18 protein-coding genes are annotated in these 25,902 nt (G+C 60.9%); 16 read left to right on the top strand and 2 right to left on the bottom strand.

Translation table 11 applies throughout. The annotated features are described in order from the left end of the window. The first annotated feature begins 31 nt into the window (after positions 1-31). The 14 genes from leuB to Q8O69_RS18230 all read left to right on the top strand — a co-directional run bounded on the left by leuB (position 32) and on the right by Q8O69_RS18230 (position 20,232). A complete protein-coding gene (gene leuB, locus Q8O69_RS18295) occupies positions 32-1,114 on the top strand; it encodes a 3-isopropylmalate dehydrogenase (protein WP_305593636.1) in 1,083 nt (360 codons plus the stop codon). Positions 1,115-1,168: 54 nt separating this feature from the next. Next, a complete protein-coding gene (gene asd, locus Q8O69_RS18290; RefSeq protein ID WP_305593635.1) occupies positions 1,169-2,281 on the top strand; it encodes an aspartate-semialdehyde dehydrogenase in 1,113 nt (370 codons plus the stop codon). A gap of 144 nt (positions 2,282-2,425) precedes the next feature. Then, positions 2,426-3,436 (top strand): aspartate-semialdehyde dehydrogenase, encoded by a 1,011-nt coding sequence (locus tag Q8O69_RS18285; RefSeq protein WP_305593634.1) that lies wholly within the window; start codon positions 2,426-2,428, stop codon positions 3,434-3,436. A gap of 154 nt (positions 3,437-3,590) precedes the next feature. Beyond that, positions 3,591-6,422, top strand: a complete 2,832-nt coding sequence (locus Q8O69_RS18280) for a FimV/HubP family polar landmark protein (protein WP_305593633.1) — start codon at positions 3,591-3,593, stop codon at positions 6,420-6,422. 3 nt (positions 6,423-6,425) lie between these two features. After that, entirely contained in the window at positions 6,426-7,292 is an 867-nt protein-coding gene (gene truA, locus Q8O69_RS18275) for a tRNA pseudouridine(38-40) synthase TruA (protein WP_304864231.1), read from the top strand. Between the two features lie 51 nt (positions 7,293-7,343). Next, on the top strand, positions 7,344-7,964 hold the full coding sequence (locus tag Q8O69_RS18270) for a phosphoribosylanthranilate isomerase (RefSeq protein ID WP_305593632.1): 621 nt from the start codon (positions 7,344-7,346) through the stop codon (positions 7,962-7,964). 218 nt (positions 7,965-8,182) lie between these two features. Next, positions 8,183-9,067, top strand: a complete 885-nt coding sequence (gene accD / locus Q8O69_RS18265) for an acetyl-CoA carboxylase, carboxyltransferase subunit beta (RefSeq protein ID WP_275963096.1) — start codon at positions 8,183-8,185, stop codon at positions 9,065-9,067. Then, positions 9,064-10,371: a bifunctional tetrahydrofolate synthase/dihydrofolate synthase gene (folC, locus tag Q8O69_RS18260; protein ID WP_305593631.1), complete on the top strand. Its 1,308-nt coding sequence runs from the start codon at positions 9,064-9,066 to the stop codon at positions 10,369-10,371. Before accD ends, folC begins: the two co-directional genes overlap by 4 nt. Beyond that, complete coding sequence (locus Q8O69_RS18255) at positions 10,355-10,963, top strand: SPOR domain-containing protein (RefSeq protein WP_305593630.1); 609 nt, start codon at positions 10,355-10,357, stop codon at positions 10,961-10,963. The genes folC and Q8O69_RS18255 overlap by 17 nt, the downstream gene beginning before the upstream one ends. Before the next feature lie 148 nt (positions 10,964-11,111). Further along, a complete protein-coding gene (locus Q8O69_RS18250) occupies positions 11,112-11,666 on the top strand; it encodes a CvpA family protein (RefSeq protein WP_305593629.1) in 555 nt (184 codons plus the stop codon). A gap of 45 nt (positions 11,667-11,711) precedes the next feature. Then, a complete protein-coding gene (gene purF, locus Q8O69_RS18245; protein ID WP_305593628.1) occupies positions 11,712-13,220 on the top strand; it encodes an amidophosphoribosyltransferase in 1,509 nt (502 codons plus the stop codon). A gap of 45 nt (positions 13,221-13,265) precedes the next feature. Beyond that, on the top strand, positions 13,266-14,477 hold the full coding sequence (locus Q8O69_RS18240; protein WP_305593627.1) for an O-succinylhomoserine sulfhydrylase: 1,212 nt from the start codon (positions 13,266-13,268) through the stop codon (positions 14,475-14,477). Positions 14,478-14,709: 232 nt separating this feature from the next. Next, positions 14,710-17,349 carry a LuxR C-terminal-related transcriptional regulator gene (locus Q8O69_RS18235; protein WP_305593626.1) on the top strand — a complete coding sequence of 880 codons (2,640 nt, stop codon included), beginning with the start codon at positions 14,710-14,712 and terminating at the stop codon, positions 17,347-17,349. Between the two features lie 138 nt (positions 17,350-17,487). Beyond that, entirely contained in the window at positions 17,488-20,232 is a 2,745-nt protein-coding gene (locus Q8O69_RS18230) for a peroxidase family protein (protein ID WP_305593625.1), read from the top strand. 95 nt (positions 20,233-20,327) lie between these two features. On the opposite strand, the gene gspD is transcribed toward Q8O69_RS18230, so the two are convergent. Next, entirely contained in the window at positions 20,328-22,277 is a 1,950-nt protein-coding gene (gene gspD, locus Q8O69_RS18225) for a type II secretion system secretin GspD (RefSeq protein ID WP_305593624.1), read from the bottom strand. A gap of 4 nt (positions 22,278-22,281) precedes the next feature. Then, entirely contained in the window at positions 22,282-22,851 is a 570-nt protein-coding gene (locus Q8O69_RS18220; protein ID WP_305593623.1) for a type II secretion system protein N, read from the bottom strand. Positions 22,852-23,176: 325 nt separating this feature from the next. Between Q8O69_RS18220 and gspE the strand changes: the two genes are divergently transcribed. Further along, complete coding sequence (gene gspE, locus Q8O69_RS18215; protein ID WP_305593622.1) at positions 23,177-24,664, top strand: type II secretion system ATPase GspE; 1,488 nt, start codon at positions 23,177-23,179, stop codon at positions 24,662-24,664. After that, positions 24,664-25,881 carry a GspF family T2SS innner membrane protein variant XcpS gene (gene xcpS / locus Q8O69_RS18210; protein ID WP_305593621.1) on the top strand — a complete coding sequence of 406 codons (1,218 nt, stop codon included), beginning with the start codon at positions 24,664-24,666 and terminating at the stop codon, positions 25,879-25,881. The genes gspE and xcpS overlap by 1 nt, the downstream gene beginning before the upstream one ends. Positions 25,882-25,902: the final 21 nt, after the last annotated feature.

The raw sequence follows: 25,902 nt of genomic DNA, 5'->3' as shown, positions 1-25,902 counted from the left end.
TCACTCGCCGATTTAATGAGTTGAGAAAAGCATGTCCAAGCAGATTCTGATTCTCCCCGGCGACGGTATCGGCCCGGAAATCATGGCCGAAGCGGTCAAGGTGCTGAACCTTGCCAACGATAAGTACAACCTGGGTTTCGAACTGAGTTTCGATGACCTCGGTGGTGCTGCCATCGACCGTTACGGCGTGCCGCTGGCTGACGAAACCCTGGCCCGCGCCAAGGCCGCCGATGCCATTCTCCTCGGCGCCGTAGGCGGCCCGAAGTGGGACGCCATTGACCCGGCGATCCGTCCAGAGCGCGGCCTGCTGAAGATTCGCTCGCAGCTGGGGCTGTTCGGCAACCTGCGCCCGGCGATTCTCTATCCGCAACTGGCCGATGCATCCAGCCTCAAGCGCGAAATCGTTGCCGGTCTGGACATCCTGATCGTGCGTGAGCTGACTGGTGGCATCTATTTCGGCCAGCCGCGCGAAAGCAAAGTGCTGGAAAACGGCGAGCGCATGGCCTACGACACCCTGCCGTACAGCGAGAGCGAGATCCGCCGTATCGCCCGTGTCGGCTTCGACATGGCCCGAGTGCGTGGCAAGAAGCTGTGCTCGGTGGACAAGGCCAACGTGCTGGCCTCCAGCCAGCTGTGGCGTGCAGTGGTCGAGGAGGTGGCCAAGGACTACCCGGACGTCGAACTGAGCCATATGTATGTCGACAACGCTGCCATGCAGCTGGTGCGGGCGCCTAAGCAGTTTGATGTGATGGTCACCGACAATATGTTTGGCGACATTCTCTCCGATGAGGCCTCCATGCTCACCGGTTCCATCGGCATGCTGCCTTCGGCCTCCCTGGACGCCAACAACAAGGGCATGTACGAGCCATGCCACGGTAGCGCGCCGGATATCGCCGGGCAGGGCATTGCCAACCCGCTGGCGACCATCCTCTCGGTGTCGATGATGCTGCGTTACAGCTTCAATCAGACGGCTGCGGCCGATGCCATCGAACTGGCCGTGAGCAAGGTGCTGGATCAAGGCCTGCGTACCGGTGATATCCACAGCGCCGGTACGACCAAGGTCGGTACGGCCGCGATGGGCGATGCAGTGGTCGAAGCGTTGCGCAGTCTGTAATCTTCCTGGCCCGCCGGAGGTCTCCGGTGGTCAGCTTATATAGGTGTAGTGGTTATGAAACGTGTAGGTCTGATCGGTTGGCGCGGCATGGTGGGTTCCGTGCTGATGCAACGCATGCTGGAAGAGCAGGATTTCGATTTAATCGAGCCCGTGTTCTTCACCACCTCCAATGTCGGCGGCCAAGGCCCCGCTATTGGCAAGGAAACGGCGCCCTTAAAGGACGCCTATAGCATTGACGAGCTGAAAAGTCTGGACGTGATTCTCACCTGTCAGGGTGGCGACTACACCAGTGAAGTCTTCCCCAAGCTGCGTGAAGCCGGCTGGCAGGGTTACTGGATCGATGCCGCCTCGTCGCTGCGCATGGATGACAGCTCGGTTATCGTGCTTGATCCGGTCAACCGCAAGGTGATTGATCAGCAACTGGATGCCGGCACCAAGAACTACATCGGTGGTAACTGCACCGTCAGCCTGATGCTGATGGCGCTGGGCGGTCTGTACGAAGCCGGTCTGGTCGAGTGGATGAGCGCCATGACTTATCAGGCGGCCAGCGGTGCCGGTGCGCAGAATATGCGCGAGCTGATCAAGCAGATGGGCGCGATCAATGCCTCGGTGGCCGATGAGCTGGCTGATCCCGCCAGCGCCATCCTCGATATCGACCGTAAAGTGGCCGAAGCCATGCGCGGCGAGTCGTTCCCGGTCGACAACTTCGGCGTGCCGCTGGCCGGTAGCCTGATCCCCTATATCGACAAGGAACTGCCGAACGGGCAGAGCCGTGAAGAATGGAAGGGCCAGGCGGAAACCAACAAGATCCTCGGTCGTTTCAAGAACCCGATCCCGGTCGATGGCCTGTGCGTGCGCATCGGCGCCATGCGCTGCCACAGTCAGGCACTGACCATCAAACTAAACAAGGATGTGCCGCTGTCGGACATCGAAGGCCTGATCAGCCAGCACAACCCTTGGGTCAAGCTGGTGCCAAACCAGCGTGAAGCGAGTATTCGCGATCTGGGCCCGACTGCTGTAACGGGAACCCTGAGCGTGCCGGTCGGTCGTCTGCGCAAGCTCAATATGGGTTCGCAGTACCTCGGTGCGTTCACCGTCGGCGATCAGCTGCTGTGGGGTGCGGCCGAACCGCTGCGGCGTATGCTGCGCATCCTGCTGGAGCGTTGATCGCGTTGCGCTGATACGCAAACAGGCTGTCTAAGAGGGGCGGGCTGCTGGGTGTTCGAGTCAAATCGAGCGCTCAGCAGTCCGCTCCTTTGCATTTGGCCGGTGCGGCTATACAGTGCTGGGCTTATTTCTTCGAGCCTTGTCATGACCCGTACCTTCGATATTGCCGTCATTGGCGCCACCGGCAGCGTTGGCGAAACCCTGGTGCAGCTGCTGGAGGAGCGCGAGTTCCCGGTGGCAAATCTGCATCTGGTGGCCAGCGGTGAGTCGGCCGGGCGCTCTTTGTCCTACAAGGGCAAGAACCTGCGCGTACGTGATCTGGAAACCTTCGACTTTGCCAGTGTGCGACTGGTGTTCTTGGCTGCCGGTAGCAAGGTGACGCAAAAGTACGCGGCCCAGGCCGCTGCGGCGGGCTGCGCGGTAATTGATCTGGCCAGCGGTTTGCCTGCCGCGCAGGCGCCACGGGTGATCCCCGAGGTCAATCCTGCTGTGCTGGCAAGCATGGCTGCGCCCTATCTGCTGACCAGCCCAAGTGCTCCGGGTATTGCGCTGGCTGCAGTACTGGCGGCGTTGCCTGAGCAAGTCAGCATTCGTCGGGTGACTGTGACGGCCTGTCTGGCCGTATCCAGTCGCGGGCGTGAAGGCGTCTCCGAGCTGGCGCGGCAAACCGCCGAGCTGCTCAATGGTCGGGCGTTCGAGCCGCAGCTGTTTGACCGGCAAATGGCCTTCAATCTGCTGGCTCAGGTCGAGCAGACCGATAGTGCAGGGCACGCTGCGTTGGAGCGGCAGATTGCTGACGAGCTCAAAGAGTTGCTGGGATTGCCTGAGTTGCAGGTTGCGGTGAGCTGTATTCAGGTGCCGGTGTTCTTTGGCGACAGTCTGAGCGTTTCACTGCAGACCGAGTCGGCCATTGACCTAACGCAGGTGTACACCGCTCTGGACGCCGCACCGGCTCTGGAATTGGTGGAATTGGATGATTATCCAACCGCAGTCGGCGACGCCGTCGGCCAGGATGTGGTCTATGTTGGCCGAGTGCGCGCTGGTTTGAGTGATCCAGCCGAACTCAATTTGTGGATTGCGTCTGATAACGTGAGAAAAGGCGCGGCGCTAAATGCTGTGCAATTGGCCGAGTTGTTGATAAAACACTATCTGTAAAAGATACTTACCTAGAAATTTGAAGAATCTTTCGAGCTTGGCAATACTGGCTGAGTTGATTGCTGATTGGGGTCGCGCCTTCGGGTGTGGCAGGCAGCAATTTTCAACATCCTCTCGCTGGTCGAGAAAAAAAGATAAAACAAGGGATAACGCTATGGTTCGGGTTCGCAAACTGGTGCTGGCAATCGCAGCTGCTTCGGCGCTGTCATCCGGTATGGCGCACGCGCTGGGGCTGGGTGAAGTGACCCTGCAATCGGCGCTCAATCAGCCGCTAGTGGCTGAGATTGAGTTGCTGGAGGTGCGTGACCTGGCTTCCAATGAAGTTATACCGACCTTGGCGTCCCCGGAAGCATTCAATAAAGCCGGCGTTGATCGTCAGTTCTTCCTGACTGACCTGAAATTCACACCGGTGCTCAAGCCCAATGGCAAAAGCGTCATTCGGGTGACCTCCAGCAAACCCATGCGTGAGCCTTACCTGAACTTCCTGGTTGAAGTGCTCTGGCCGAATGGCCGTTTGCTGCGTGAATACACCCTGTTGCTTGATCCGCCGCTGTATACCCCGCAAAGCGTTATTCCTGCAGCCGCGCAGATGCCTGTAGCTGCACCAGCGCCTGCTCCACGTGTGCAAGCGCCAGCCCCTGCGCCGCGTCCAGTAACTGCTGCAGCTCAACCAGCAGCGCCTGTGGCTCCGGCAGCACCTTCTGCGCCAGCAGCCAAACCGCTGCAAGGCAATGAATACAAAACCACCGCCAACGACACCCTCTGGGAAATTGCCCAGCGTGCGCGTGCCGGCGGCAGCGTGCATCAGGCCATGCTGGCGATTCAGGATCTGAACCCCGACGCCTTTATCGGCGGCAATATCAACCGCCTGAAAAGTGGTCAGGTACTGCGCCTGCCGGATGAACAGCAGGTCAAGAGCCGTGCTCAGGGCGAAGCCCTGGCTCAGGTTACCGAACAGAATACCGCCTGGCGTGAAGGGCGCAGTGTCGCCGCCAGCGCCCGTCAACTGGATGCCACCAAACGCACCAGCGCCGCCGCGACTCCAGCCAAGGTTGAAACCGGCGATAGCTTGAAACTGGTTGCTGCTGATAGCGGTAAAGCTACCGCCGGCAGCGACAAGGGCGCAGCTGACAGCAAGGCACTGACTGACAAGTTGGCCGTGACCCAGGAAAGCCTGGACTCCAGCCGTCGTGAAAACGATGAACTGAAAGGCCGCATGACAGATCTGCAGAGCCAGCTCGACAAACTGCAGCGCCTGATCCAGTTGAAAGACGACCAGATGGCCAAACTGCAGGCTGATCTTGCTGCGCAAGGTCAGGCGCCAGCCGTTGCTCCTGCCGTCCCAGCAACCCCTGTAGCGGAAACCCCGGCTGCTCCAGTTGAGCCGGCCCCTGAAGCCGCGCCACAAGATCCAGCTGCAGCGACTCCTGTAGTGCCTGCAGCAACTGGCGAGACGGATTTTAATTACAGCGAAGAGCCTGCCGCCCAACCAGAAGCTGTTGCGCCAGTAGCGGCGCCTGAGCCGGCTCCGATTGCTGCTCCCGAGCCAGCTCCGGTAACGCCCGTTGCTCCGGTTGTCGAAGCACCGGTAGTGGCCGAGCCGCAAGCTGAAAGCAGCACTATCGATGACCTGCTGGCCAACCCGATGTTGCTGGGCGCCGCTGGTGGCGGTGCGCTGCTGATATTGCTGGTTGCGCTGATGATGCTGTCGCGCCGCAATGCGCTGAAAGAAGCCGAATTGCAGGAAAGCCTGGCCGCAGATGACGGTTCGTCTGATTTGGGCGCTGGCCTGGATCTGCCGGATGACAGCTTTGCCGGTATGGCGGACGATCTGGATGGTCAACAAGCGGATCTGCCGAGCGAAGAGCGCGTGACTGCGCAAACCGGTGATGCGTTGGGCGAGGCGGATATCTACATCGCCTATGGTCGCTTCCCTCAGGCTGCTGAACTGCTGCAAGGCGCCATCAATGATGAGCCGCAGCGCAGTGATCTGCGTCTGAAATTGATGGAAGTCTATGCCGAGATGGGCGATCGCAATGGTTTCGCCCGCCAGGACAACGAACTGCGTGAAATTGGTGGCAGTGCTGCCGAGCTTGATCAGATTAAGGCCCGTTACCCAGCCATGGCCGTTGCGGCCGGTGCGGGCTTTGCTGCCGCGGCTGCTGCTGAAGAGAATCTGGACAGCTTCAGCCTGGACGATCTGGCCCTGGACGAGCCGAGCCCGAAAGCCGCCACTGGCGATCAGGATGATGCATTCGATCTGAGCCTGGATGACCTTGAGTCCGAGCTGGATCGTGATCTGCAAGCTGCTGGTAACAACGCTTCGCTGGATGATCTGGATAGCTTGTCACTGGATGACGACCTGGACTTCAGCTCGCCAGTTGAGCAAGCCGATAACAAAGACGATGACCTGGGTTTTGACCTGAGCCTGGCTGATAGCGGCGATAGCGGTCTCGACCTGAGTGGTGATCTGGCTGACTTCAGCCTAGATCTGGATACTCCAGCCAAGCCTGCGGCAGCCGCTGAAGATGATTTCCTGCTGAGTCTGGATGATGAGCCAAGTGCAGCGCCGGTTGTGGCGGAGCCAGGTTTTGATCTGCCGAGTGAGCAAGCGGGCGGTGATTTCGATCTGTCGGCTGATTTCGATCTGTCGCTGAATGATGAAGCACCTGCGCAGCCATCCAGCGACAGCTTCGCTGCTCAGCTGGATGAAGTCAGCGCTGAGCTGGACCTGCTGTCTGATGACCTGGATCAGCCTGCGGATCTGGACGTGTCGGCAAGCGCCGCTTCGTCCAGCATGGATAATGACGATGACTTCGACTTCCTCTCGGGTACCGACGAGACGGCAACCAAGCTCGACCTGGCTCGCGCCTACATCGACATGGGTGATACCGAAGGTGCTCGCGATATCCTCGATGAAGTCATCACCGAAGGTAACGAAGGTCAGCAAAATGAAGCGCGTGAGCTGATCGCTAAATTGGTCTGATACATGTCTGATGGTCTTACTACAACGGCAGCCGATTCGGCTGCCGTTGGCGTTTTCAAGATAGCCCTGGGTGTCGAGTACAAAGGCTCGCGCTATCGCGGCTTTCAGCGCCAGCGCGCCGGTGTGCCTTCAATTCAGGAGTCGCTGGAAAAAGCCCTGGCGAAAGTCGCTGGCGGTGTTCCGGTAACTCTAAGCTGCGCCGGGCGCACCGATGCGCTGGTGCATGCCAGTGCCCAGGTGGTGCATTTCAATACGCCGGTCGAGCGCTCCATGCATGCCTGGGTCATGGGTGCGAACATGAACCTGCCCGGTGATATCAGCGTGACCTGGGCCAAGTCGATGCCGGCGCACTTTGATGCGCGTTTTTGCGCCCAGGCGCGGCGCTACCGTTATGTGATCTATAACGACCAGATTCGTCCGGCGCATATGGCCGAAGAAGTCACCTGGAATCATCGGCCGCTGGATGTCGAGCGTATGCGTCAGGCGTCCCGCGCATTTATCGGTACCCATGATTTCAGTGCCTTCCGCGCGCGCCAGTGTCAGGCCAAGTCGCCGATCAAGACCGTGCACCATCTGGAGTTACTGCAGTACGGGCGGTTTATCGTGCTGGATATCCGCGCCAATGCGTTTCTGCATCATATGGTGCGCAATATCGCCGGGGTGCTGATGACCATTGGTACGGGTGAGCGGCCGGTTGAGTGGGCGCAGGAAGTGCTGGAAACCCGCGTGCGTCGTACCGGCGGAGTGACCGCGCATCCCTATGGCTTGTACCTGGTGCAGGTTGATTACCCCGAGGAGTTCGACTTGCCCAAGCGCTACCTGGGCCCGCACTTTCTTTCGGGCTTGCCGGATGTGGCGGCTGACGCCTGAAAGGCTATTTGCTAGCATCCGGCTTCCACTGAATTTATCGAGGTCATCCTGTTGTCAGCCGTTCGCAGCAAGATTTGTGGCATTACCCGCATAGAGGATGCATTGTCGGCTGTCGAGGCGGGTGCAGATGCCATTGGCCTGGTGTTTTATGCCAAGAGCCCGCGCGCGGTCACGCTGCAGCAGGCGCGCTCGATCATTGCTGCCTTGCCGCCCTTTGTGACCACGGTGGGCCTGTTTGTTGATGCCAGCCGCTGCGAGCTGGGTGAAATTCTCGACGCAGTGCCGCTTGATCTGCTGCAGTTCCATGGCGATGAGAGCCCGGAAAGCTGTGATGGCTACCACCGTCCCTATATCAAGGCGTTGCGGGTCAAGCCAGGTGACGATATTGCCGCGCAGGTGGCGCTGTACAGGAATGCCAGCGGCGTATTGCTGGACACCTATGTGCCAGGTATTCCAGGTGGTACGGGCGAAGCATTCGATTGGTCGCTGGTGCCACAGGGTTTGAGCAAGCCGATTATTCTGGCGGGCGGCCTGACGGCTGAGAACGTTGCGCAGGCCATCGCGCAGGTGCGTCCCTATGCCGTGGATGTCAGCGGTGGCGTGGAAAAGGCCAAGGGCATCAAGGATGCCGAGAAGATTCGCGCTTTTATGCAGGCAGTAAAGACGGTTTGAGGTGTGCAGGGTTGATGTGACGACGCTGCTGGCTTGGCCGTCCATAACCCTGTTGCAGGTTGGATAAACGCTGCAGGCGGTCGTTCGAGGCGGCGGGTGAGTAAGTGCTGATGGCAGTGCGCCGGCCCCTGAAACGACTGTACCCATGAATTTTCCCGGTTAGGCCTGGTCGCATTTAGCGCAGCCCGTCCGGTTAACAGCTTTGGAGAGTCAAGAGCATGAGCAACTGGTTGGTAGACAAACTGATCCCATCGATCATGCGTTCCGAGGTCAAAAAGAGTTCGGTGCCCGAAGGCCTGTGGCACAAATGCCCGTCCTGCGATTCGGTGTTGTACAAGCCTGAGCTGGAAAAGACCTTGGATGTTTGCCCCAAGTGCAACCATCACATGCGTATCGATGCCCGCGCGCGCCTGGATATCTTCCTCGATGCCGAGGGGCGTGAAGAGCTGGGCGCCGACCTTGAACCGGTTGATCGCCTGAAGTTTCGCGACAGCAAGAAGTATAAGGATCGCCTCAGCGGTGCGCAGAAGCAGACCGGTGAGAAAGATGCCCTAGTGTCCATTCGCGGCACCCTGGAAGGCATGCCGATTGTGACCTGCGCGTTCGAATTCTCCTTTATGGGCGGTTCGATGGGCGCCATCGTTGGTGAGCGCTTTGTCCGCGCCGCCAATGCCGCCCTGGAGCAGCGTTGCCCGCTGGTGTGCTTCTCCGCATCAGGCGGTGCGCGCATGCAGGAAGCGCTGATCTCGCTGATGCAGATGGCTAAAACTTCGGCCGTATTGGCGCGTCTGCGTGAAGAAGGTATTCCGTTTATTTCCGTGCTGACCGACCCGGTGTATGGCGGCGTATCTGCCAGCCTGGCCATGCTCGGTGATGTTATTGTCGCCGAGCCACGCGCGCTGATCGGTTTTGCCGGCCCGCGTGTGATCGAGCAAACCGTGCGCGAGAAACTGCCAGAAGGCTTCCAGCGCAGCGAATTCCTTCTGGAGCACGGCGCCATCGACATGATCATTCACCGTGCGGAACTGCGTCCGCGCCTGGCGCGCCTGCTGGCTCAGTTGATGGGGCTGCCGTCGCCTGTAGCTTTGCCGGCGACTGCATGACCGAGCGCTCCCTTGCCGATTGGCTGAGCTATCTGGAGCAATTGCATCCCAGCGCCATTGATATGGGCCTGGAGCGCTCGCGGATCGTTTTGCAGCGTCTTGGCTTGGCCAAGCTGGCGCCGCGGGTGATTACCGTCACCGGGACCAATGGCAAGGGCTCGACCTGTGCGTTTATTGCCTCGCTGCTGCGAGTGCAGGGGCTCAAGGTGGGTGTTTACAGCTCGCCGCACCTGCTGCGCTACAACGAGCGGGTGCAGATTTCGGGCGTTGAAGCCACTGATGCCATGCTCTGTGAGGCCTTCGCCGTGGTCGAGGCTGCGCGTGGCGACACCTCGCTGACCTATTTCGAGATGGGCACCCTGGCGGCGTTCTGGCTGTTTCAGCAGGCCGGTCTGGATGCGCTGGTGCTGGAGGTCGGTCTCGGTGGTCGGCTGGATGCAGTGAATCTGCTGGATGCCGACATCGCTTTGGTCACCAGTATCGGCATTGATCATGCCGACTGGCTGGGTGATACCCGTGAATCGGTTGCCTTCGAGAAGGCCGGGATCTTCCGCGCCGGCAAGCCTGCCTTGTGTGGTGACCTTGAGCCGCCACAGCCTCTGCTTGATCAGGTCGCGCTGCTCGACGCTCCGTTCTTCCTGCGTGGCCGTGACTATGACCTGAGCATCACTGCGCAGGATTGGTCCTGGTACGGCCTCAATCATCAAGGCGAAGTGCTGAGCCTGGCGCACTTGCCGCTGCTCGATCTGCCCATGGAAAACGCTGCATTGGCTTTACAGGCTTATGCCGTGATGCAATTGCCCTGGCAGCCCGAGGTGATCAGTCAGGCACTGCAGCAGACGCGAGTGACCGGGCGACTGGATCGCAGAATGCTTAATTGGCAGGGCAAGTCACTCACGCTGCTGCTCGATGTTGGGCATAATCCCCATGCTGCCGAGTACCTCGCACAGCGTTTGGCCAGTCGTTCGCTATCAGGCAAGCGCCTGGCAGTGTTCGGTTTACTGGCTGACAAGGACCTGCCCGGTGTGCTGGCGCCTTTGCTGAGCGAGGTGGACAGTTGGGCGGTGGCGGCTTTGCCGACCAGTCGCACGCGCGCAGCAGCCGAGTTGCAGGCGCATCTGCATAACAGCGGGGCGCGAGCGGCCGCTTATGCCAGTGTGCAGGCAGCGCTTGAAGCTCAGTGTGAGCAGGCTTCGGCTGGGGATGAAGTGCTGCTGTTTGGATCTTTCTACTGCGTGGCCGAGGCCCTGGATTGGCTGGCCCGCCAAGCCAATGGGGGCGTGCAGGATGGCTTTGCTGGATAAGGGATTGAAGCAGCGCATGGTCGGTGCGCTGGTATTGCTGGCGCTGGCAGTGATTTTCCTGCCGATGTTGCTGTCGCGTGAAGATGAGTCGCAGCGGGTTCAGGTTGATGCACCGGCAATGCCTGCGGCGCCCGAGGCCCCTGAGGTCGAATTACAGCCGGTAGCAGTGCCTGAACCACAGTTGTTGCCTGATGAGCCTATCGGTGCCGACGCTGCGCAAAGCCTGGAGCCAAGCGAGCCTGTTGTGGTTGAGCAGCCGGTCGCACCAATCACTCCAGCGACACCAGCTGCCGTGCCTGAGCCTGTGGTAGCGCCGACTCAACCTGCACCGAGTAAGCTGGATGCCAATAGCCTGCCAATCAGTTGGTCGGTGCAGCTGGCGAGCCTGTCCAGTAGCGACGGCGCACAGAAACTGCAGAAAACCCTGCGCAGTCAGGGCTATAACGCCTATATCCGCAGCGTCGATGGCATGAACCGGGTGTTTGTCGGGCCGCTGATTGAGCGTGCCGAGGCGGATCGCCTGCGTGATCAGCTCAATCGTCAGCACAAACTCAATGGTTTTGTGGTGCGTTTTCAGCCCGAAGCGGGCTGAGCAAGCGGCTTGGCGTACTTCGCCAAGCCGAACTGTCTGGCCCGCCACTAGGCTGGCCGGGCATTTCAGCGGTTGGCGAATCCTTTGCTTACGCCTCGCACAGGTGCTCTGCTAAAATGCAGCGCCTTTCCCGTCGGTAACCTGCATCGTGGCATTCACCTGGGTCGATTGGGCGATTATCGCCGTTGTCGCCGTTTCAAGTCTGATCAGTCTGAGCCGAGGCTTCGTCAAGGAAGCCCTGTCACTGCTTACCTGGATCATTGCTGGTGTGGTCGCTTGGATGTTCGGCGGCGCACTGTCGCAGCACCTGGTGGATTTTATCGACACGCCTTCGGCGCGCGTGATTGCAGGTTGCGCGATTCTATTTGTGGTCACCCTGTTGGTAGGTGCCCTGGTCAATTACCTGATTGGTGAGTTGATCCGGGTGACCGGGCTGTCAGGGACCGATCGTTTTCTCGGCATGGTCTTCGGCGCGGCGCGCGGCGGCCTGCTGGTCGTGGTGCTGGTTGGTCTGATCAGTCTGGCGCCGGTGCAGCAAGACAGCTGGTGGCAGGAATCAGCACTTGTACCGCATTTTCTGATGGTTGCTGATTGGTCGAAAAACCTGATCCTGGGTCTGTCCAGTGAGTGGCTGGCCAGCGGCGTTACTGCGCCGGTGGAGTTACCGTTCAAAGAGGCACTGCAGCAGCCTAAACTGCCGTAAGTGCATTGCGAATCATCGTGTTTCATTGAGTAGGGGTTGCGTCACATGTGCGGCATTGTCGGTATCGTCGGTAAATCGAACGTCAATCAGGCGCTGTATGACGGGCTGACCGTCCTCCAGCACCGCGGCCAGGATGCTGCCGGTATTGTCACCAGCCATGATGGCCGTCTGTTCCTGCGCAAGGACAACGGCCTGGTGCGTGACGTGTTCCAACAGCGCCACATGCAGCGCCTGGTCGGCCATATGGGCATTGGCCACGTGCGCTACCCGACTGCGGGTAGCTCCAGCTCGGCCGAAGCGCAGCCGTTCTACGTCAACTCGCCGTATGGCATCACCCTGGCGCACAACGGCAACTTGACCAACGTCGAGCAGCTGGCCAAGGAGATTTACGAGTCTGACCTGCGCCACGTCAACACCAACTCCGATTCGGAAGTGCTGCTTAACGTGTTCGCTCACGAGCTGGCCCAGCGCGGCAAGCTGCAGCCCACCGAAGAAGACGTGTTCGCTGCCGTGACTGACGTGCACGAGCGCTGCCTGGGTGGTTATGCGGTGGTGGCGATGATTACTGGTTACGGCATCGTCGGTTTCCGCGACCCTAACGGCATCCGCCCGATCGTCTTCGGTCAGCGTCATACCGACGAAGGCGTGGAATACATGATCGCCTCGGAAAGCGTCTCGCTCGACGTGCTCGGCTTCACCCTGATTCGCGACCTCGCGCCGGGCGAAGCGGTGTACATCACCGAGGAAGGCAAGCTGTTTACCCGTCAGTGCGCGGCGAACCCTAAATATGCTCCGTGCATCTTCGAACACGTCTATCTGGCGCGTCCGGATTCGATCATGGATGGCATCTCGGTGTACAAGGCGCGCCTGCGTATGGGCGAGAAGCTGGCCGACAAGATCCTCCGTGAGCGTCCGCAGCATGACATCGATGTGGTTATCCCGATCCCGGATACCAGCCGCACCGCGGCGCTGGAACTGGCCAATCATCTGGGTGTGAAGTTCCGCGAAGGCTTCGTCAAGAACCGTTATATCGGCCGCACCTTTATCATGCCGGGCCAGGCGGCGCGCAAAAAATCCGTGCGGCAGAAGCTCAACGCCATTGAGCTGGAATTTCGCGGCAAGAACGTGATGCTGGTGGATGACTCCATCGTGCGCGGCACCACCTGTAAGCAGATCATCCAGATGGCCCGCGAAGCCGGGGCGAAGAACGTGTACTTCTGTTCGGCCGCGCCAGCGGTGCGTTACCCGAACGTGTACGGCATCGACATGCCTAGCGCCCATGAGCTGATTGCGCACGGCCGCACCACCGAGGAAGTTTGCGAGCTGATCGGCGCCGACTGGCTGATCTACCAGGATCTGCCGGATCTGATCGAAGCGGTCAGTGGTAGCAAGAAGGTCAAGATCGACAATTTCGACTGTGCGGTGTTCGACGGTAAATACGTGACCGGCGATATCGATGAGGCTTACCTGGACAAGATTGAGCAGGCCCGCAACGATGCCTCGAAGGTCAAGTCCCAGGCCGTCAGCGCGATTATCGACCTGTACAACAACTAGGTTGCAGTCCGGCCCGCTGCGGCGGGCCGGTTGAGGGGATTGGCAATGACGATTGAATGGCAAGCCGGGCGTCTGGACAGCGATCTCGACGGCGTGGGCTTCGATACCTTGGCGGTTCGCGCCGGTCAGCATCGCTCGCCAGAAGGTGAGCACAGCGAGGCGATCTACCCAACCTCCAGCTACGTATTCCGCACCGCGGCCGATGCTGCCGCGCGCTTTGCCGGCGAAGTGCCGGGCAACGTCTACTCGCGTTACACCAACCCGACCGTGCGTGCTTTCGAAGAGCGCATTGCAGCCCTGGAAGGCGCTGAGCAGGCGGTCGCGACCTCATCCGGCATGTCGGCGATTCTGGCCATTGTCATGAGCCTGTGCAGCGCCGGCGACCACGTACTGGTGTCGCGCAGCGTATTCGGTTCGACCATCAGCCTGTTCGAGAAGTACCTCAAGCGCTTTGGCGTGCAGGTTGACTACGTGCCGCTGGCTGATCTTGATGGCTGGGCCGCTGCCTTCAAGGCCAACACCAAGCTGCTGTTTGTCGAGTCGCCGTCCAATCCGTTGGCCGAGCTGGTGGATATCGCCGCATTGGCGGACATCGCCCACAGCAAGGGCGCACTGCTGGCGGTGGACAACTGCTTCTGCACCCCGGCGCTGCAACAGCCGCTGAAGCTCGGTGCCGACGTGGTGATGCACTCGGCGACCAAATACATCGACGGTCAGGGCCGCAGCATGGGCGGCGTGGTCGCCGGGTCGGCCAAGCTGATGACTGAAGTGGTGGGCTTTCTGCGCACCGCCGGGCCGACACTCAGCCCGTTCAATGCCTGGATCTTCCTCAAAGGCCTGGAAACCCTGCGCATCCGTATGCAGGCGCATTGCGCCAGCGCGCTGCAATTGGCCCAGTGGCTGCAGCAACAGCCCGGCATCGAGCATGTGTATTACGCCGGTTTGCCCAGCCACCCGCAGCATGAGTTGGCCAAGCGTCAGCAGAGTGCTTTCGGTGCCGTGGTCAGTTTTGAGGTCAAGGGCGGCAAAGAAGCGGCTTGGCGTTTTATCGATGCCACGCGGGTGATTTCGATCACCACCAACCTCGGTGACACCAAGACCACCATCGCCCACCCGGCGACCACCTCGCATGGTCGTTTGAGCCCTGCCGAGCGTGCTAACGCCGGTATTCGTGACAACCTGATCCGCGTCGCGGTGGGCCTGGAAGACCTGGCTGACCTGCAAGCCGACCTGGCTCGCGGTCTGGCGGCGCTCTAAGTCGTTCTGCATACCTGGCGAGCCTTCCCGGCCCGCCAGGCTGCTTCATTTCTCCCCAAATGTACTCCCTTGCCTTGCCACATCCTCGGGCGCGTTCAGCTGTGGGCAAACCTTTGGCTAGCGGCGGGTAAAACATGACGCACTTCAAAGTTTGAAGGTGCGCAGGCGCTAGCATCCACCGCCAAGCGCGGCGTCTGACCGTGCGACGAATAATAAGAACAGGGTCTGCCTGATGGACCGACTTCAGCCATGCGTGCTGCCTGCCAACGGTGTGCTCCGCCAGAGCCTGCTGAACCTGTTGGCGCGCAGTGAAGATTTTGCCCTGACGTTGCTGTTGGCCCCTGCCGGTTCGGGAAAGTCGACGCTGTTGCAACACTGGCGCGGCTGTTGCGCTGCGGCGGTGGTGCATTACCCGCTGCAAGCGCGGGACAACGACCCGCTGTGTTTTTTCCGCCGTCTGGCTGACAGCATTCGCGCTCAAATGGGCGACTTCGATACGTCCTGGTTCAACCCTCTGGCGGTGGCTTCCAGCCTGTCGCCGCAGCTATTGGGCGAGCTGCTCGCTGATGCCCTGGCGCGGGTAGAGGGCCCGCTGTTTATCGTGCTGGATGATTTTCAGTGGATCGAGTCGCGCAGCATTCTTGAGGTGATGGCGGCGCTGCTGGAGAAGTTGCCAGCGCATGTCCACCTGATCATCGCCAGCCGTAATCACCCAGGTTTTGCCCTGAGCCAGCTGAAGCTGGAAAACCGCCTGCGGTGTATTGATCAGCATGACCTGCGCCTGTCGGCCGAACAGGTGCAGCAGCTCAATACCCACCTGGGTGGTCAGGCGCTGAGTCAGGCGTATGTCGACAGCCTGCTGGGCATGACCGAAGGCTGGGTGGCGGGGGTGAAGATTGCCTTGCTAGCCTACGCGCGCTTTGGCACCCAGGCGCTGCAGCGCTTTAACGGCAGCCAGCCGGAAATTGTCGATTACTTCGGCCATGTGGTGCTGCGCCAGTTGCCGCCGAACCTGCGCGAGTTTCTGCTGTGCAGTGGCCTGTTCGAGCGCTTTGACGGTGCGCTTTGCGACTATGTGATGCAGCGCAATGGCTCGGCGTTGCTGCTGGAAGAATTGGCTGAGCGCCAGCTGTTCCTGCTGCCGGTGGAAAATCAGCCCGGCTGGTTCCGTTTTCACGCCCTGTTGCAGGATTTTCTCTGTCGCCGCCTGCAGGTCGAGGAATACGCGCGCCTGGATCAGCTGCACAGCCGCGCTGCCGACTATTACCTGAGCCTGGGCGAGTATGAGCAGGCGTTGCAGCATGCCCGGCACTGTAGCGATCAGCGCATCTTCCTCGGGCTGCTGGAGCACTGCTGTGCGTCATGGGTGCGCAGCGGGCAGTTCGGCGACATTCTGCGTTGGCTCGAACCACTGCCAGAGGCGCTGCTACTGGCGCAACCCAAGCTGCTCGGCTGGCTGATTGCTGCGTTGTCGCTGTCGCGGCGTTTTCATCAGGCGCATTACCATCTGGACTTGCTCGACGGCCTGGAGCAGACCGTGCCGGGCGCTAATCTGGAGCCGGCGACGCGGCAGTTTCTCGCCCTGCTGCTGGGGCTGTTCGAGCAGGACAAGGACTTTGTACCGCCGCCGGCCTGGCGTGATTTGCTCGGGCCGGGGCAGGACCTGGAAATCCGCGCCTGCACCCTGGCGGTGATTGCCTACCAGCATTTGTTGGCGGTGCGTCTGCAGGATGCGATTCGTTTTGCCAGTGAGTCCAAGCAGTTGCTCGCGCAGTGCGGGCACAGCTTTCTTGAAAGCTACACCGATCTGATTATCGCGCTCTGCCACCGCAATGCCGGTCGCGCCACCCATGCGCGCAAAGAGGTGTGCAGCGATTATCTACGCACCGACAAAGCGGCTCCGGCCTGGATCAACCGGGCCACGGCGATGGTGGTGGTGCTGTATGAGCAGAATCAGCTGGTCGAGGCGCAGCGGCTGTGCGACGAGCTGATGGCAATGGTCAACTCATCCTCGGCCACCGAGGCGATTGCCACGGTCTACATCACCTTGTCGCGGCTGTTGCACCGGCAGCAGCAGGCGGCGCGCGCCAGCCGCTTGCTCGACCAGCTGTCGTGCATCCTGCAGCTGGGCAACTACGCGCGCTTTGTTAGCCAGGTGGCCCAGGAGAGCATGCGTCAGGCCTACCTGAGCGGTAAGGGCGCCGGCATGGACGCCGTGGCTCAGCGTTACGATCTGCCAGGGCGGCTACAGGCGGGGGAGTGGGAGAGCGTGCGCGCCTATGACGAAAACTGGGAGCGCCAGGGTTTGGCCTGTGTGTACTGGCTGCAGGCACGCGGCGCACAGGCCCAGGCCGAGCGGATTCTCAAGGTGCTGGCGACCTCGTTGCGGCAAAGCGAGATGCGTGCGCGGTTGCTGATCGTCGAAGCCAACCGCCTGGTGCTGGCGGCGCCCAGCCAGAGCAAGGGGCAGCAGCTGGCGGCGCTGGGCGTTCTGGTCGAGACCTATGGCATCGTCAATATCAACCGCTCGGTATTCGATGAGGCTCCGGGGTTTGCCGCTGGCGTGCTGGACCTGGCACAGGCCGGGTTGTTGGTGGTGCCAGACAAGTACCGTGAGCACTACGGCGAATTTCTCCAGGGTATTCAGGCTGCGCCGCCGCTTGATGCGTTGGCCTGCGGCCTGCTGACCGGGCGTGAGGTGGAAGTGTTCGAGTGCCTGCTGAGCGGCCTGTCGAACACGCAGATCAGCGACAAGACTGGTATCGCCTTGTCCACCACCAAATGGCACCTGAAAAACATCTACTCCAAGCTCAATGTCTCCAGCCGCACCGAGGCGATTCTCGCCGTCCGGCCGCGCGCCTCGCTCAACTAGACCGCTCTGCATAACTGATTGGCCATAGCCCCTCCGCTGGAAGGGGGCGTTGCGCCGTACCCGTCGATAGGCTTGATCCTGCGCTGCTATGTCAGCAGCCGCCTTGTCCGTACAACAATAAAAACGGGAGCATTAGCCATGTCGGTATGGGTCACTTGGCCAGCTTTGACCAAGCTGGGAACGTTGGGCGTAGTCTCCGGGCTACTGGTGCTGGCGGTCGAACGCCAGGCGTTGTTCGAGAACAACCTCTTCGATGTCGAAAATTACGCGGGCTACAACGCCAACATCACCTGCGATGCGCGCAGCCTGGCGGCCCGTACCGAAGATGGCACCTGCAACATTCTCAGCAACCCGGCCGAGGGTTCGGTGTATCGGCGTTTCGGCCGTAACGTCAACCCGGCGGTGACTCAGGGTGAAACCACTACCTTGCTCAGCCCCAACCCGCGCGAAGTGAGTAACAGCCTGATGGCGCGTGAAGAGTTCAAGCCGGCACCGAGCCTGAACTTTATCGCCGCCGCCTGGATTCAATTTATGGTGCACGACTGGTTCGACCACGGCCCGAATGCCGACGCCGATCCGATCCAGTTTCCGCTGCCGCCGGGCGACGTGCTGGGCAGTGGCAGCATGTCGGTCAAGCGCACCCAGCCCGACCCGACGCGCAGCAGCGCTGACGCCGGCAAGCCGCAAACCTACCGTAACCACAACACCCACTGGTGGGACGGCTCGCAGCTGTATGGCAGCAGCAAGGAAACCAACGACAAGGTGCGCTCGTTTGTTGACGGCAAGCTCAAGGTCAATGCCAACGGCACCTTGCCCACCGAGTTGCTCAGTGGCAAGCCGGTGACCGGTTTCAACGAAAACTGGTGGTTGGGTCTGAGCATGCTGCATCAGCTGTTCACCCTCGAACACAACGCCATCGCCAGCAAGCTTAAGCAGAAGTACCCGGCGCAGAGCGACCAGTGGCTATACGACCGCGCGCGCCTGATCAACTCGGCGCTGATGGCCAAGATCCATACCGTGGAGTGGACCCCGGCGGTGATCGCCAACCCGATCACCGAGCGCGCCATGTACTCCAACTGGTGGGGTTTGCTCGGCCAGGGCGGCCCGCGTGACGACTTCCAGGCGGAAGTGCGCATGCTGCAGGCGGATTTGGCGCGCTCCGATTCCTTCGTCAAGCGCATCCTCGGCTTCGATCCGAATGTGGCGCCGGGCGTTGGCAACAGTGCCATCGACCACGCCTTGACCGGCATCGTCGGCTCCACCGCGCCGAACAACTATGGTGTGCCGTTCACCCTCACCGAAGAGTTTGTCGCGGTGTACCGCATGCACCCGCTGATGCGCGACAACGTGCAGGTGTATGACATCGGCTCGAACCAGGTTGCGCGCACCATCGCGCTGCAGAACACCCGTGACCGCGACGCCGAGAACCTGCTCAACGTCGAGCGGCCGGAACGCCTGTGGTACTCCTTCGGCATCACCAATCCCGGTTCGCTGACGCTGAACAACTACCCGAACTTCCTGCGTAACCTGTCGATGCCACTGGTGGGCGATATCGACCTGGCCGCCATCGACGTGCTGCGTGACCGCGAGCGGGGTGTGCCGCGCTACAACGAGTTCCGTCGGCAGATCGGCCTCAACCCGATCACCAAGTTTGAGGACCTGACCAAGGACGCCGCGACCCTGGCCGAACTCAAGCGTCTGTACAACAACGACATCGAGAAGATCGACACCCTGGTCGGTCAGTTGGCGGAAACCGTACGCCCGGAGGGCTTTGCCTTTGGTGAAACGGCGTTCCAAATCTTTATCATGAACGCCTCGCGCCGGCTGATGGCCGACCGTTTCTATACCAAGGACTACCGCCCAGAGGTGTACACCCAGGAAGGGATCGACTGGGTCGAGCACACCACCATGGTGGATGTGCTGCGTCGGCATAACCCGCAGCTGCAAACCAGCCTGGCCGGTGTGGACAACGCCTTCAAACCCTGGGGCCTGAATATTCCGGCGGATTACGAAAGCTGGCCTGGGGCCAACAAGCAGGAAAACCTCTGGGTCAACGGCGCACTGCGCACCCAATACGCGGCAGACCAGCTGCCGGCGTTGCAGCGCGTCAATGTCGGTGGGCTGATCGGCTCGATTCTGTGGAACAAGGTGAAGGTGCGCAGCGACGTGGCCCCGGCCGGTTATGAGAAGCCGATTCACCCCCGTGGTGTGATGGCCAAGGTCAAGTTCGTCGCGGTACCGAACAACCCTTACAGCGGCCTGTTCCAGGGCTCTGATAGTGGGTTGCTGCGTTTGTCGGTGACCGGTGATCCGGCTGACCGTGGTTTTGCTCCAGGCCTGGCCTGGAAGGCCTTTGTCGATGGCAAGCCGTCGGAGAACGTCTCGGCGCTGTACACCCTGAGCGGGCAGGGCGCTAACCATAATTTCTTCGCCAACGAGCTATCGCAGTATGTGGTGCCGGAAGCCAATGACACCCTGGGCACGACTATTCTGTTTTCGGCGGTAAGCCTGAAACCGACGCTGCTGCTGCTCAACGACATGGCAGAAGTCACCCAGGCTGGCGCTGCCGTGGCTAAACCCAAGGCGCCAACGCAGATCTATTTTGTGCCGCGTACAGAGCTGCGCAACCGCTTCGCCAGCACGGCCCATGACTTCCGCACGGACCTGCTGACCTTGAATGCCGGCACTAAGGTCTATGACGTGTATGCCACCTCGATGGAGATTAAGACCTCGATCATTCCATCCATCAGCCGCAGCTATGCCGCGCAACGGCGTAACAGCGCGGTGAAGATTGGCGAGATGGAACTGACCTCAGCCTTTATCGCCTCGGCCTTTGGCGACAACGGGGTGTTCTTCAAGCACCAGCGTAACGAAGACAAATAAGCGTTAGTCGCGCTAAACAAAAAGGCCTCGGTAGATACCGAGGCCTTTTCTATTTCTATGCCGTCCTGTCCATGGCGTCGAGGTGTAGCGCGAGGTTACTCGCGCAGGTCGATAGCCTCAGGCACGGCCTGGTCGAACAGTTGCACCGGGTCACGCGGCAGGATGCCGGGGCTGTAGTTCTCGCGGATATCGCCCAGCACGCGGATGTCGCTGTATTTTTTCCCGGATAAAGCCGCCATGCCAGCCGCGTCGCGGATCACGGTCGGGCGCAGGAAGACCATCAGGTTGCGCTTGATGCGGGTTTCCTTGGTCGAGCGGAACAGGCGGCCGAGCAGCGGAATATCACCGAGCAGCGGCACCTTGGAGTCGGCCTGGGTCACGTCATCCTGAATCAGCCCGCCGAGCACAATGACCTGGCCATTTTCGGCGAGGATGGTGCTTTTGATCGAGCGTTTGTTGGTGATCAGGTCGACGGCATTTACGCCCTGGCTGGTGGGCGCGATGGAGGAGATTTCCTGCTCGATTTCCAGACGCAGGCTGGCGCCATCATTGATATGCGGGGTGACTTTCAGGGTCACGCCGATGTCCTGGCGCTCAATGGTGGTGAAGGGGTTGTCGGCGCCCGAGCCGCTGGTGGTAAAAGAGCCAGTCTGGAACGGCACGTTCTGCCCGACCAGGATTTCCGCTTTCTGGTGATCGAGAGTCAGCAGGCTCGGTGTCGACAGCAGGTTGCTTTTACTGTTGGCTGACAAAGCGGTAATCAGCACGCCGAAACTGTCGGTGCCCAGGCCGATAATCGCACCATCCGGCAAGTTGGCCAGGGTGTTGTTGTCGGCGTCGCCCTTGTTGTCCTGAATGGCTTGCAGCACCCGTCCTATCGACAGTCCGGTGCCGCTGAAATTGGTGCCGCCCAGGCCGCCGGTGCTGCCGCGGCCATCCACGGCCCACTGCACACCGAGGGCATCGGTAATGTCGCCGGATACTTCGACAATCGCCGCTTCGACCATCACCTGGGCGCGCGGTACGTCGAGCTGGCGCACGATATCTTCCAGGGTTGCCACCACATCGGGCTCGGCCAGTAGCACCAGGGCGTTGAGGCTCTCGTCGGCGCGGATCAGGATGGTCTGCGGCTTGCCGGTGGTTTCGCCGCCGGCTTCCGGTTTGAGTTTTTCGGAAATTTCGCCGAGGGTTTCTGCCAGGCCCTTGGCATCGCCATGACGCAAGCGGATCACCCGGGTATTGGCCGAGCGGCTGGTAGGGGTGTCCAGCGATTGTGCCAGCGCCACCAGTTTGGCTCGCGCAGCCGGTGGGCCGAGCAGAATCAGGCGGTTGGTGCGGCCGTCGGCAATCACCTGGGTGCCGGAAGCGCCCTTGGCCTGGCCGCGATCCACGGCATTGCGCAGTACTTCGGCGGTGTCCATGACCCAAGCATGCTGCAGGTTGAGCACGCTGTAGTCGTTCTGGCCTTTCTGGTCGAGCTGACGCAGCAGGTCTTCGATACGTTCGATATTGGCCGTGCGGTCGCTGATGATGATCGCGTTGGCGCTACTGATCGCCGCCAGGTGGCCGTATTGCGGCACCAGTGGGCGGATCAGCGGAATCAGTTCGGTGGCCGAGCCATGTTGCACCTGAATCAAGCGGGTTTCCAAACGATCCGGCGCGTTGCGCCCGGCATCGGCGTCGGCCTTGGCCTCGGCGTTGGGCACGATGCGCGCCTGGTCGCCCTGGGTAATCACGCTGAAGCCGTGGGTGGCCATTACCGAGAGAAATAGCTGGTAGACCTCGGTCAGCGTCAGTGGGCTGTTGGACACCACACTGACCTGGCCTTTGACCCGTGGATCAACGACAAAGGTCTGCCCGCTGATCTGCGCGACCTGGTCGATAAACTCACGGATATCGGCGCCCTTGAGGTTGATGGTCCAGCTTTCTTCCTGCTGGCTGGCACTCGGCGCGACGGCGGTAACGGCAGCGCTCAGTGGCAGCGAACTGCAGGCCAGGCCAGCGGCCAGCAGGGCGAAGGTAAGGCGCGAGAGAGTCGGAGTCATCGTGTCAGTTTTCTTCCATGGGCTGTTCGGTGGGTTCAGCAGTGCCCGGCAGGCTGCCGGAGTCGTGCATCTGCTGGCGCAGGGCGTCCATACGCTCACGCAGTTGGCTCAGATCATCGGATTCCATCTCGCTGAGCTGCTCAAGCGGGTCGGCCATAACCTCCTGGCTGTTGCTCTGCAGGCTGCCAGCGGTCGAACTGTTGAGCGGGAAACTGAGGCTTTCGCGGCGGCCGTTGCGCAGCAGCTCGACGCGGTCGGCAGCCACCGAATGCAGGCGTACGCCGCTGCTGATTTCGCTGTTGACGCTGTAGCGCTGGGCCGTGCTGCCTTCGCTGAGGATGATGGCAGTGGAGCGTTGTGGATCGGCATGCACAAAGCTGCCGAGCAGGGTCAGGCGCAGGTTGGTGCTAGGGGCGGGGCCATCGTTGGCCGCGCTACTGCTGCCGAACAGCTGGCCGATCTCGGGGTTGACTGCCGCCGCTGGCGCTTCGCTTGCGCTGTTGCTGCTGGCTGCCACCGGCGCACGCAGTAAGCGCAGCCAATCGGCGCTCTGCCAGGCCAGGCTGATGCTCATAACAAGAATCAGCGCGATGCCAGCAAGGGAGGTGGCCTGGCGCTGTAGCCAGCGTTGGGGAACCATAAGCTGCAAGGGGGGCGTCACTCCGTAACTTATTATTATGTGGTGTGGTTCGCGCGCTGATCATAGACATTTGCCAAGCATTTGGCAGCCCCTGGTTGGGGTAGTGTATAGACCAGTTCAATGTGCTAAAGATAGCGCGCTGTTTTTCGCTCTATTGCGGCTAACTTACAACAACTATGTTGCAAAACCCCAGTTTTTGAGCCCTTGCTTGATATTCTTGGGTTCATCATCAGCTTTCTGTGCTTAAGGCATATTACGGATGAATGCGTTGCTTACAGAAGTGCCATCACGGCGTTTACCTTTCAGCTTTGCCAGGCGTCACGGTGTGGTCCTCGTTGTGGAGGGCGGCCTCCCTTGCCTGGCTTACCGTGTTGGCGTTGAACTGGTGGCACTGAGCGAGGCTCAGCGCTTTGTCGGTGCGCAGCTGCCGTTGCAGGCGCTGTCGCTGGAGGCCTTTGAGCAGGCCCTGGCCAAGGCCTACCAGCATGATTCGGCGTCCATGCAGTTGGCCGAGGATATCGGCGGTAGCCTCGATCTGGCGGCGCTGGCCGAGCAGGTGCCGGAAACCGAAGACCTGCTGGAGCAGGAAGACGACGCACCGATCATTCGCTTGATCAACGCCATCCTCGGTGAGGCGATCAAGGAAAACGCCTCGGATATCCACCTGGAAACCTTCGAAAAACGTTTAGTCGTACGCTTCCGGGTGGACGGTATTCTGCGTGAGGTGCTGGAACCCAAGCGCGAGCTGGCGGCGTTGCTGGTGTCGCGGATCAAGGTGATGGCGCGGTTAGATATTGCCGAGAAGCGCATCCCTCAGGATGGGCGGATTTCCCTGAAAGTCGGCGGCCGCGAGGTGGATGTGCGGGTCTCGACCCTGCCGTCGGCCAATGGCGAGCGCGTGGTGCTGCGCCTGCTCGACAAGCAGGCTGGCCGCCTCAACCTGCAGCATCTGGGCATGAGCGCGCGCGACCGCGACCTGATGGAAGCCACAGTGCGCAAGCCCCACGGCATTCTGCTGGTCACCGGGCCTACCGGCTCGGGTAAGACCACCACGCTGTACGCCAGCTTGGTTAGCTTGAATGACCGCACACGCAATATTCTTACCGTCGAAGACCCCATCGAATATCACCTCGAGGGCATCGGCCAAACCCAGGTCAACTCCAAGGTCGATATGACCTTCGCTCGCGGCCTGCGCGCCATCCTGCGTCAGGACCCGGACGTGGTGATGGTCGGCGAGATTCGCGACAAGGAAACCGCGGAAATCGCCGTGCAGGCTTCATTGACCGGCCACCTGGTGCTCTCGACCCTGCACACCAACAGTGCCATCGGCGCGATTACCCGTCTGGTAGACATGGGCATCGAGCCGTTTCTGCTGTCGTCGTCCTTGCTCGGCGTGCTGGCCCAGCGCCTGGTGCGGGTGCTCTGCCCGCATTGCAAGGAGGCCTACCAGGCCGACGAAGCCGAGTGCAAATTGCTCGGTGTGCCGTTCGCACAGCCACCGACCCTGTTCCACGCCCGCGGCTGCGCCGAGTGCCATCAGCAGGGCTACCGCGGCCGTACCGGTATCTATGAGCTGGTGGTGTTTGATGACCACTTGCGCACGCTGATTCACAACGCCGCCTCCGAACAGGACATGACCCGCCACGCCCGCACCCTCGGCCCGAGCATCCGTGAGGATGGCCGGCGCAAGGTGCTGGAAGGGGCGACCACGGTTGAGGAAGTGCTGCGCGTGACCCGAGAAGAATAATGGCCGCGTTCGAATACCTCGCCCTCGATGCCAAAGGCCGCCAGCAGAAAGGCGTGCTGGAAGCCGACAGCGCGCGCCAGGTGCGGCAGATTCTGCGGGAGCGACAGTTGGCGCCGCTGGATGTCAAAGCCACGCGTACCCGTGAACATGCCTGTGCGGGCTCGCACTTCAGTTTTAACCGGGGTATTTCCGCCCGCGACCTGGCGTTGATCACCCGTCAATTGGCCACCTTGGTGCAGGCTGCCTTGCCCATTGAGGAGTCTTTGCGCGCTGCGGCTGCCCAGGCCAGTTCGCCGCGTATCCAAAGCATGTTGCTGGCCGTGCGCGCGCGGGTGCTGGAAGGTCATGACCTGGCCAGTAGCTTGAAAGAATTCCCTTCGGCTTTTCCCGAGTTGTACCGCGCCACCGTGGCGGCGGGTGAGCATGCTGGCCATCTCGGCCCGGTGCTGGAGCAATTGGCCGACTACACCGAGCAACGCCAGCAATCGCGGCAGAAAATCCAGCTGGCGCTGCTCTATCCACTGATTCTGATGTGCGCGTCCTTGCTGATTGTCGGCTTCCTGCTCGGCTATGTGGTGCCGGATGTGGTGCGGGTGTTTGTCGACTCCGGGCAAACTCTGCCGGCGCTGACCCGTGGCCTGATTGCCCTGAGTGATTGGGTCAAGGGCTGGGGCTGGCTGGCGGTGATTATCGCGATTCTGGGTGTGTTCGCCCTGCGCTGGGCGCTGCGTGATGATGCGGTCAAGGCACGTTGGCATGGCTTCTTGCTGCGCATCCCGCTGGTAGGGCGCTTGATTCGTGCCACCGACTGCGCACGCTTTGCCTCGACCCTGGCGATTCTGACCCGCAGCGGCGTGCCGCTGGTGGAAGCCCTGGGCATCGGCGCGCAGGTGATAGCCAATCGAGTGATTCGCGCCGATGTGGTGATTGCCGCGCAGAAGGTGCGCGAGGGAGGCAGCCTGACCCGCGCGCTGGAAGCCAGTGGGCAGTTTCCGCCGATGATGCTGCATATGATCGCCAGCGGTGAACGCTCGGGTGAGCTGGACCAGATGCTGGCACGCACCGCGCGCAATCAGGAAAACGATTTAGGTGCCCAAGTGGCGCTGCTGGTGGGGCTGTTCGAGCCCTTTATGCTGGTCTTTATGGGGGCGGTGGTGCTGGTGATCGTACTGGCCATTCTGCTGCCGATTCTGTCTCTCAATCAGTTGGTGGGGTAAGCAGTGAACAAGCGTCAATCC

The organism is Pseudomonas sp. (assembly GCF_030690725.1).
Lineage (GTDB): Bacteria > Pseudomonadota > Gammaproteobacteria > Pseudomonadales > Pseudomonadaceae > Aquipseudomonas.
Note: the sequence above shows the minus strand (reverse complement) of the source record. Positions and strands in the feature narration are given on the sequence as shown.

Coding starts and splice junctions, on each gene's coding strand:
- leuB (WP_305593636.1), top strand. CDS start 32: ATGTCCAAGCAGATTCTGATTCTCCCCGGCGACGGTATCGGCCCGGAA.
- asd (WP_305593635.1), top strand. CDS start 1,169: ATGAAACGTGTAGGTCTGATCGGTTGGCGCGGCATGGTGGGTTCCGTG.
- Q8O69_RS18285 (WP_305593634.1), top strand. CDS start 2,426: ATGACCCGTACCTTCGATATTGCCGTCATTGGCGCCACCGGCAGCGTT.
- Q8O69_RS18280 (WP_305593633.1), top strand. CDS start 3,591: ATGGTTCGGGTTCGCAAACTGGTGCTGGCAATCGCAGCTGCTTCGGCG.
- truA (WP_304864231.1), top strand. CDS start 6,426: ATGTCTGATGGTCTTACTACAACGGCAGCCGATTCGGCTGCCGTTGGC.
- accD (WP_275963096.1), top strand. CDS start 8,183: ATGAGCAACTGGTTGGTAGACAAACTGATCCCATCGATCATGCGTTCC.
- folC (WP_305593631.1), top strand. CDS start 9,064: ATGACCGAGCGCTCCCTTGCCGATTGGCTGAGCTATCTGGAGCAATTG.
- Q8O69_RS18255 (WP_305593630.1), top strand. CDS start 10,355: ATGGCTTTGCTGGATAAGGGATTGAAGCAGCGCATGGTCGGTGCGCTG.
- purF (WP_305593628.1), top strand. CDS start 11,712: ATGTGCGGCATTGTCGGTATCGTCGGTAAATCGAACGTCAATCAGGCG.
- Q8O69_RS18240 (WP_305593627.1), top strand. CDS start 13,266: ATGACGATTGAATGGCAAGCCGGGCGTCTGGACAGCGATCTCGACGGC.
- Q8O69_RS18235 (WP_305593626.1), top strand. CDS start 14,710: ATGGACCGACTTCAGCCATGCGTGCTGCCTGCCAACGGTGTGCTCCGC.
- Q8O69_RS18230 (WP_305593625.1), top strand. CDS start 17,488: ATGTCGGTATGGGTCACTTGGCCAGCTTTGACCAAGCTGGGAACGTTG.
- gspD (WP_305593624.1), bottom strand. CDS start 22,277: ATGACTCCGACTCTCTCGCGCCTTACCTTCGCCCTGCTGGCCGCTGGC.
- Q8O69_RS18220 (WP_305593623.1), bottom strand. CDS start 22,851: ATGAGCATCAGCCTGGCCTGGCAGAGCGCCGATTGGCTGCGCTTACTG.
- gspE (WP_305593622.1), top strand. CDS start 23,177: ATGAATGCGTTGCTTACAGAAGTGCCATCACGGCGTTTACCTTTCAGC.
- xcpS (WP_305593621.1), top strand. CDS start 24,664: ATGGCCGCGTTCGAATACCTCGCCCTCGATGCCAAAGGCCGCCAGCAG.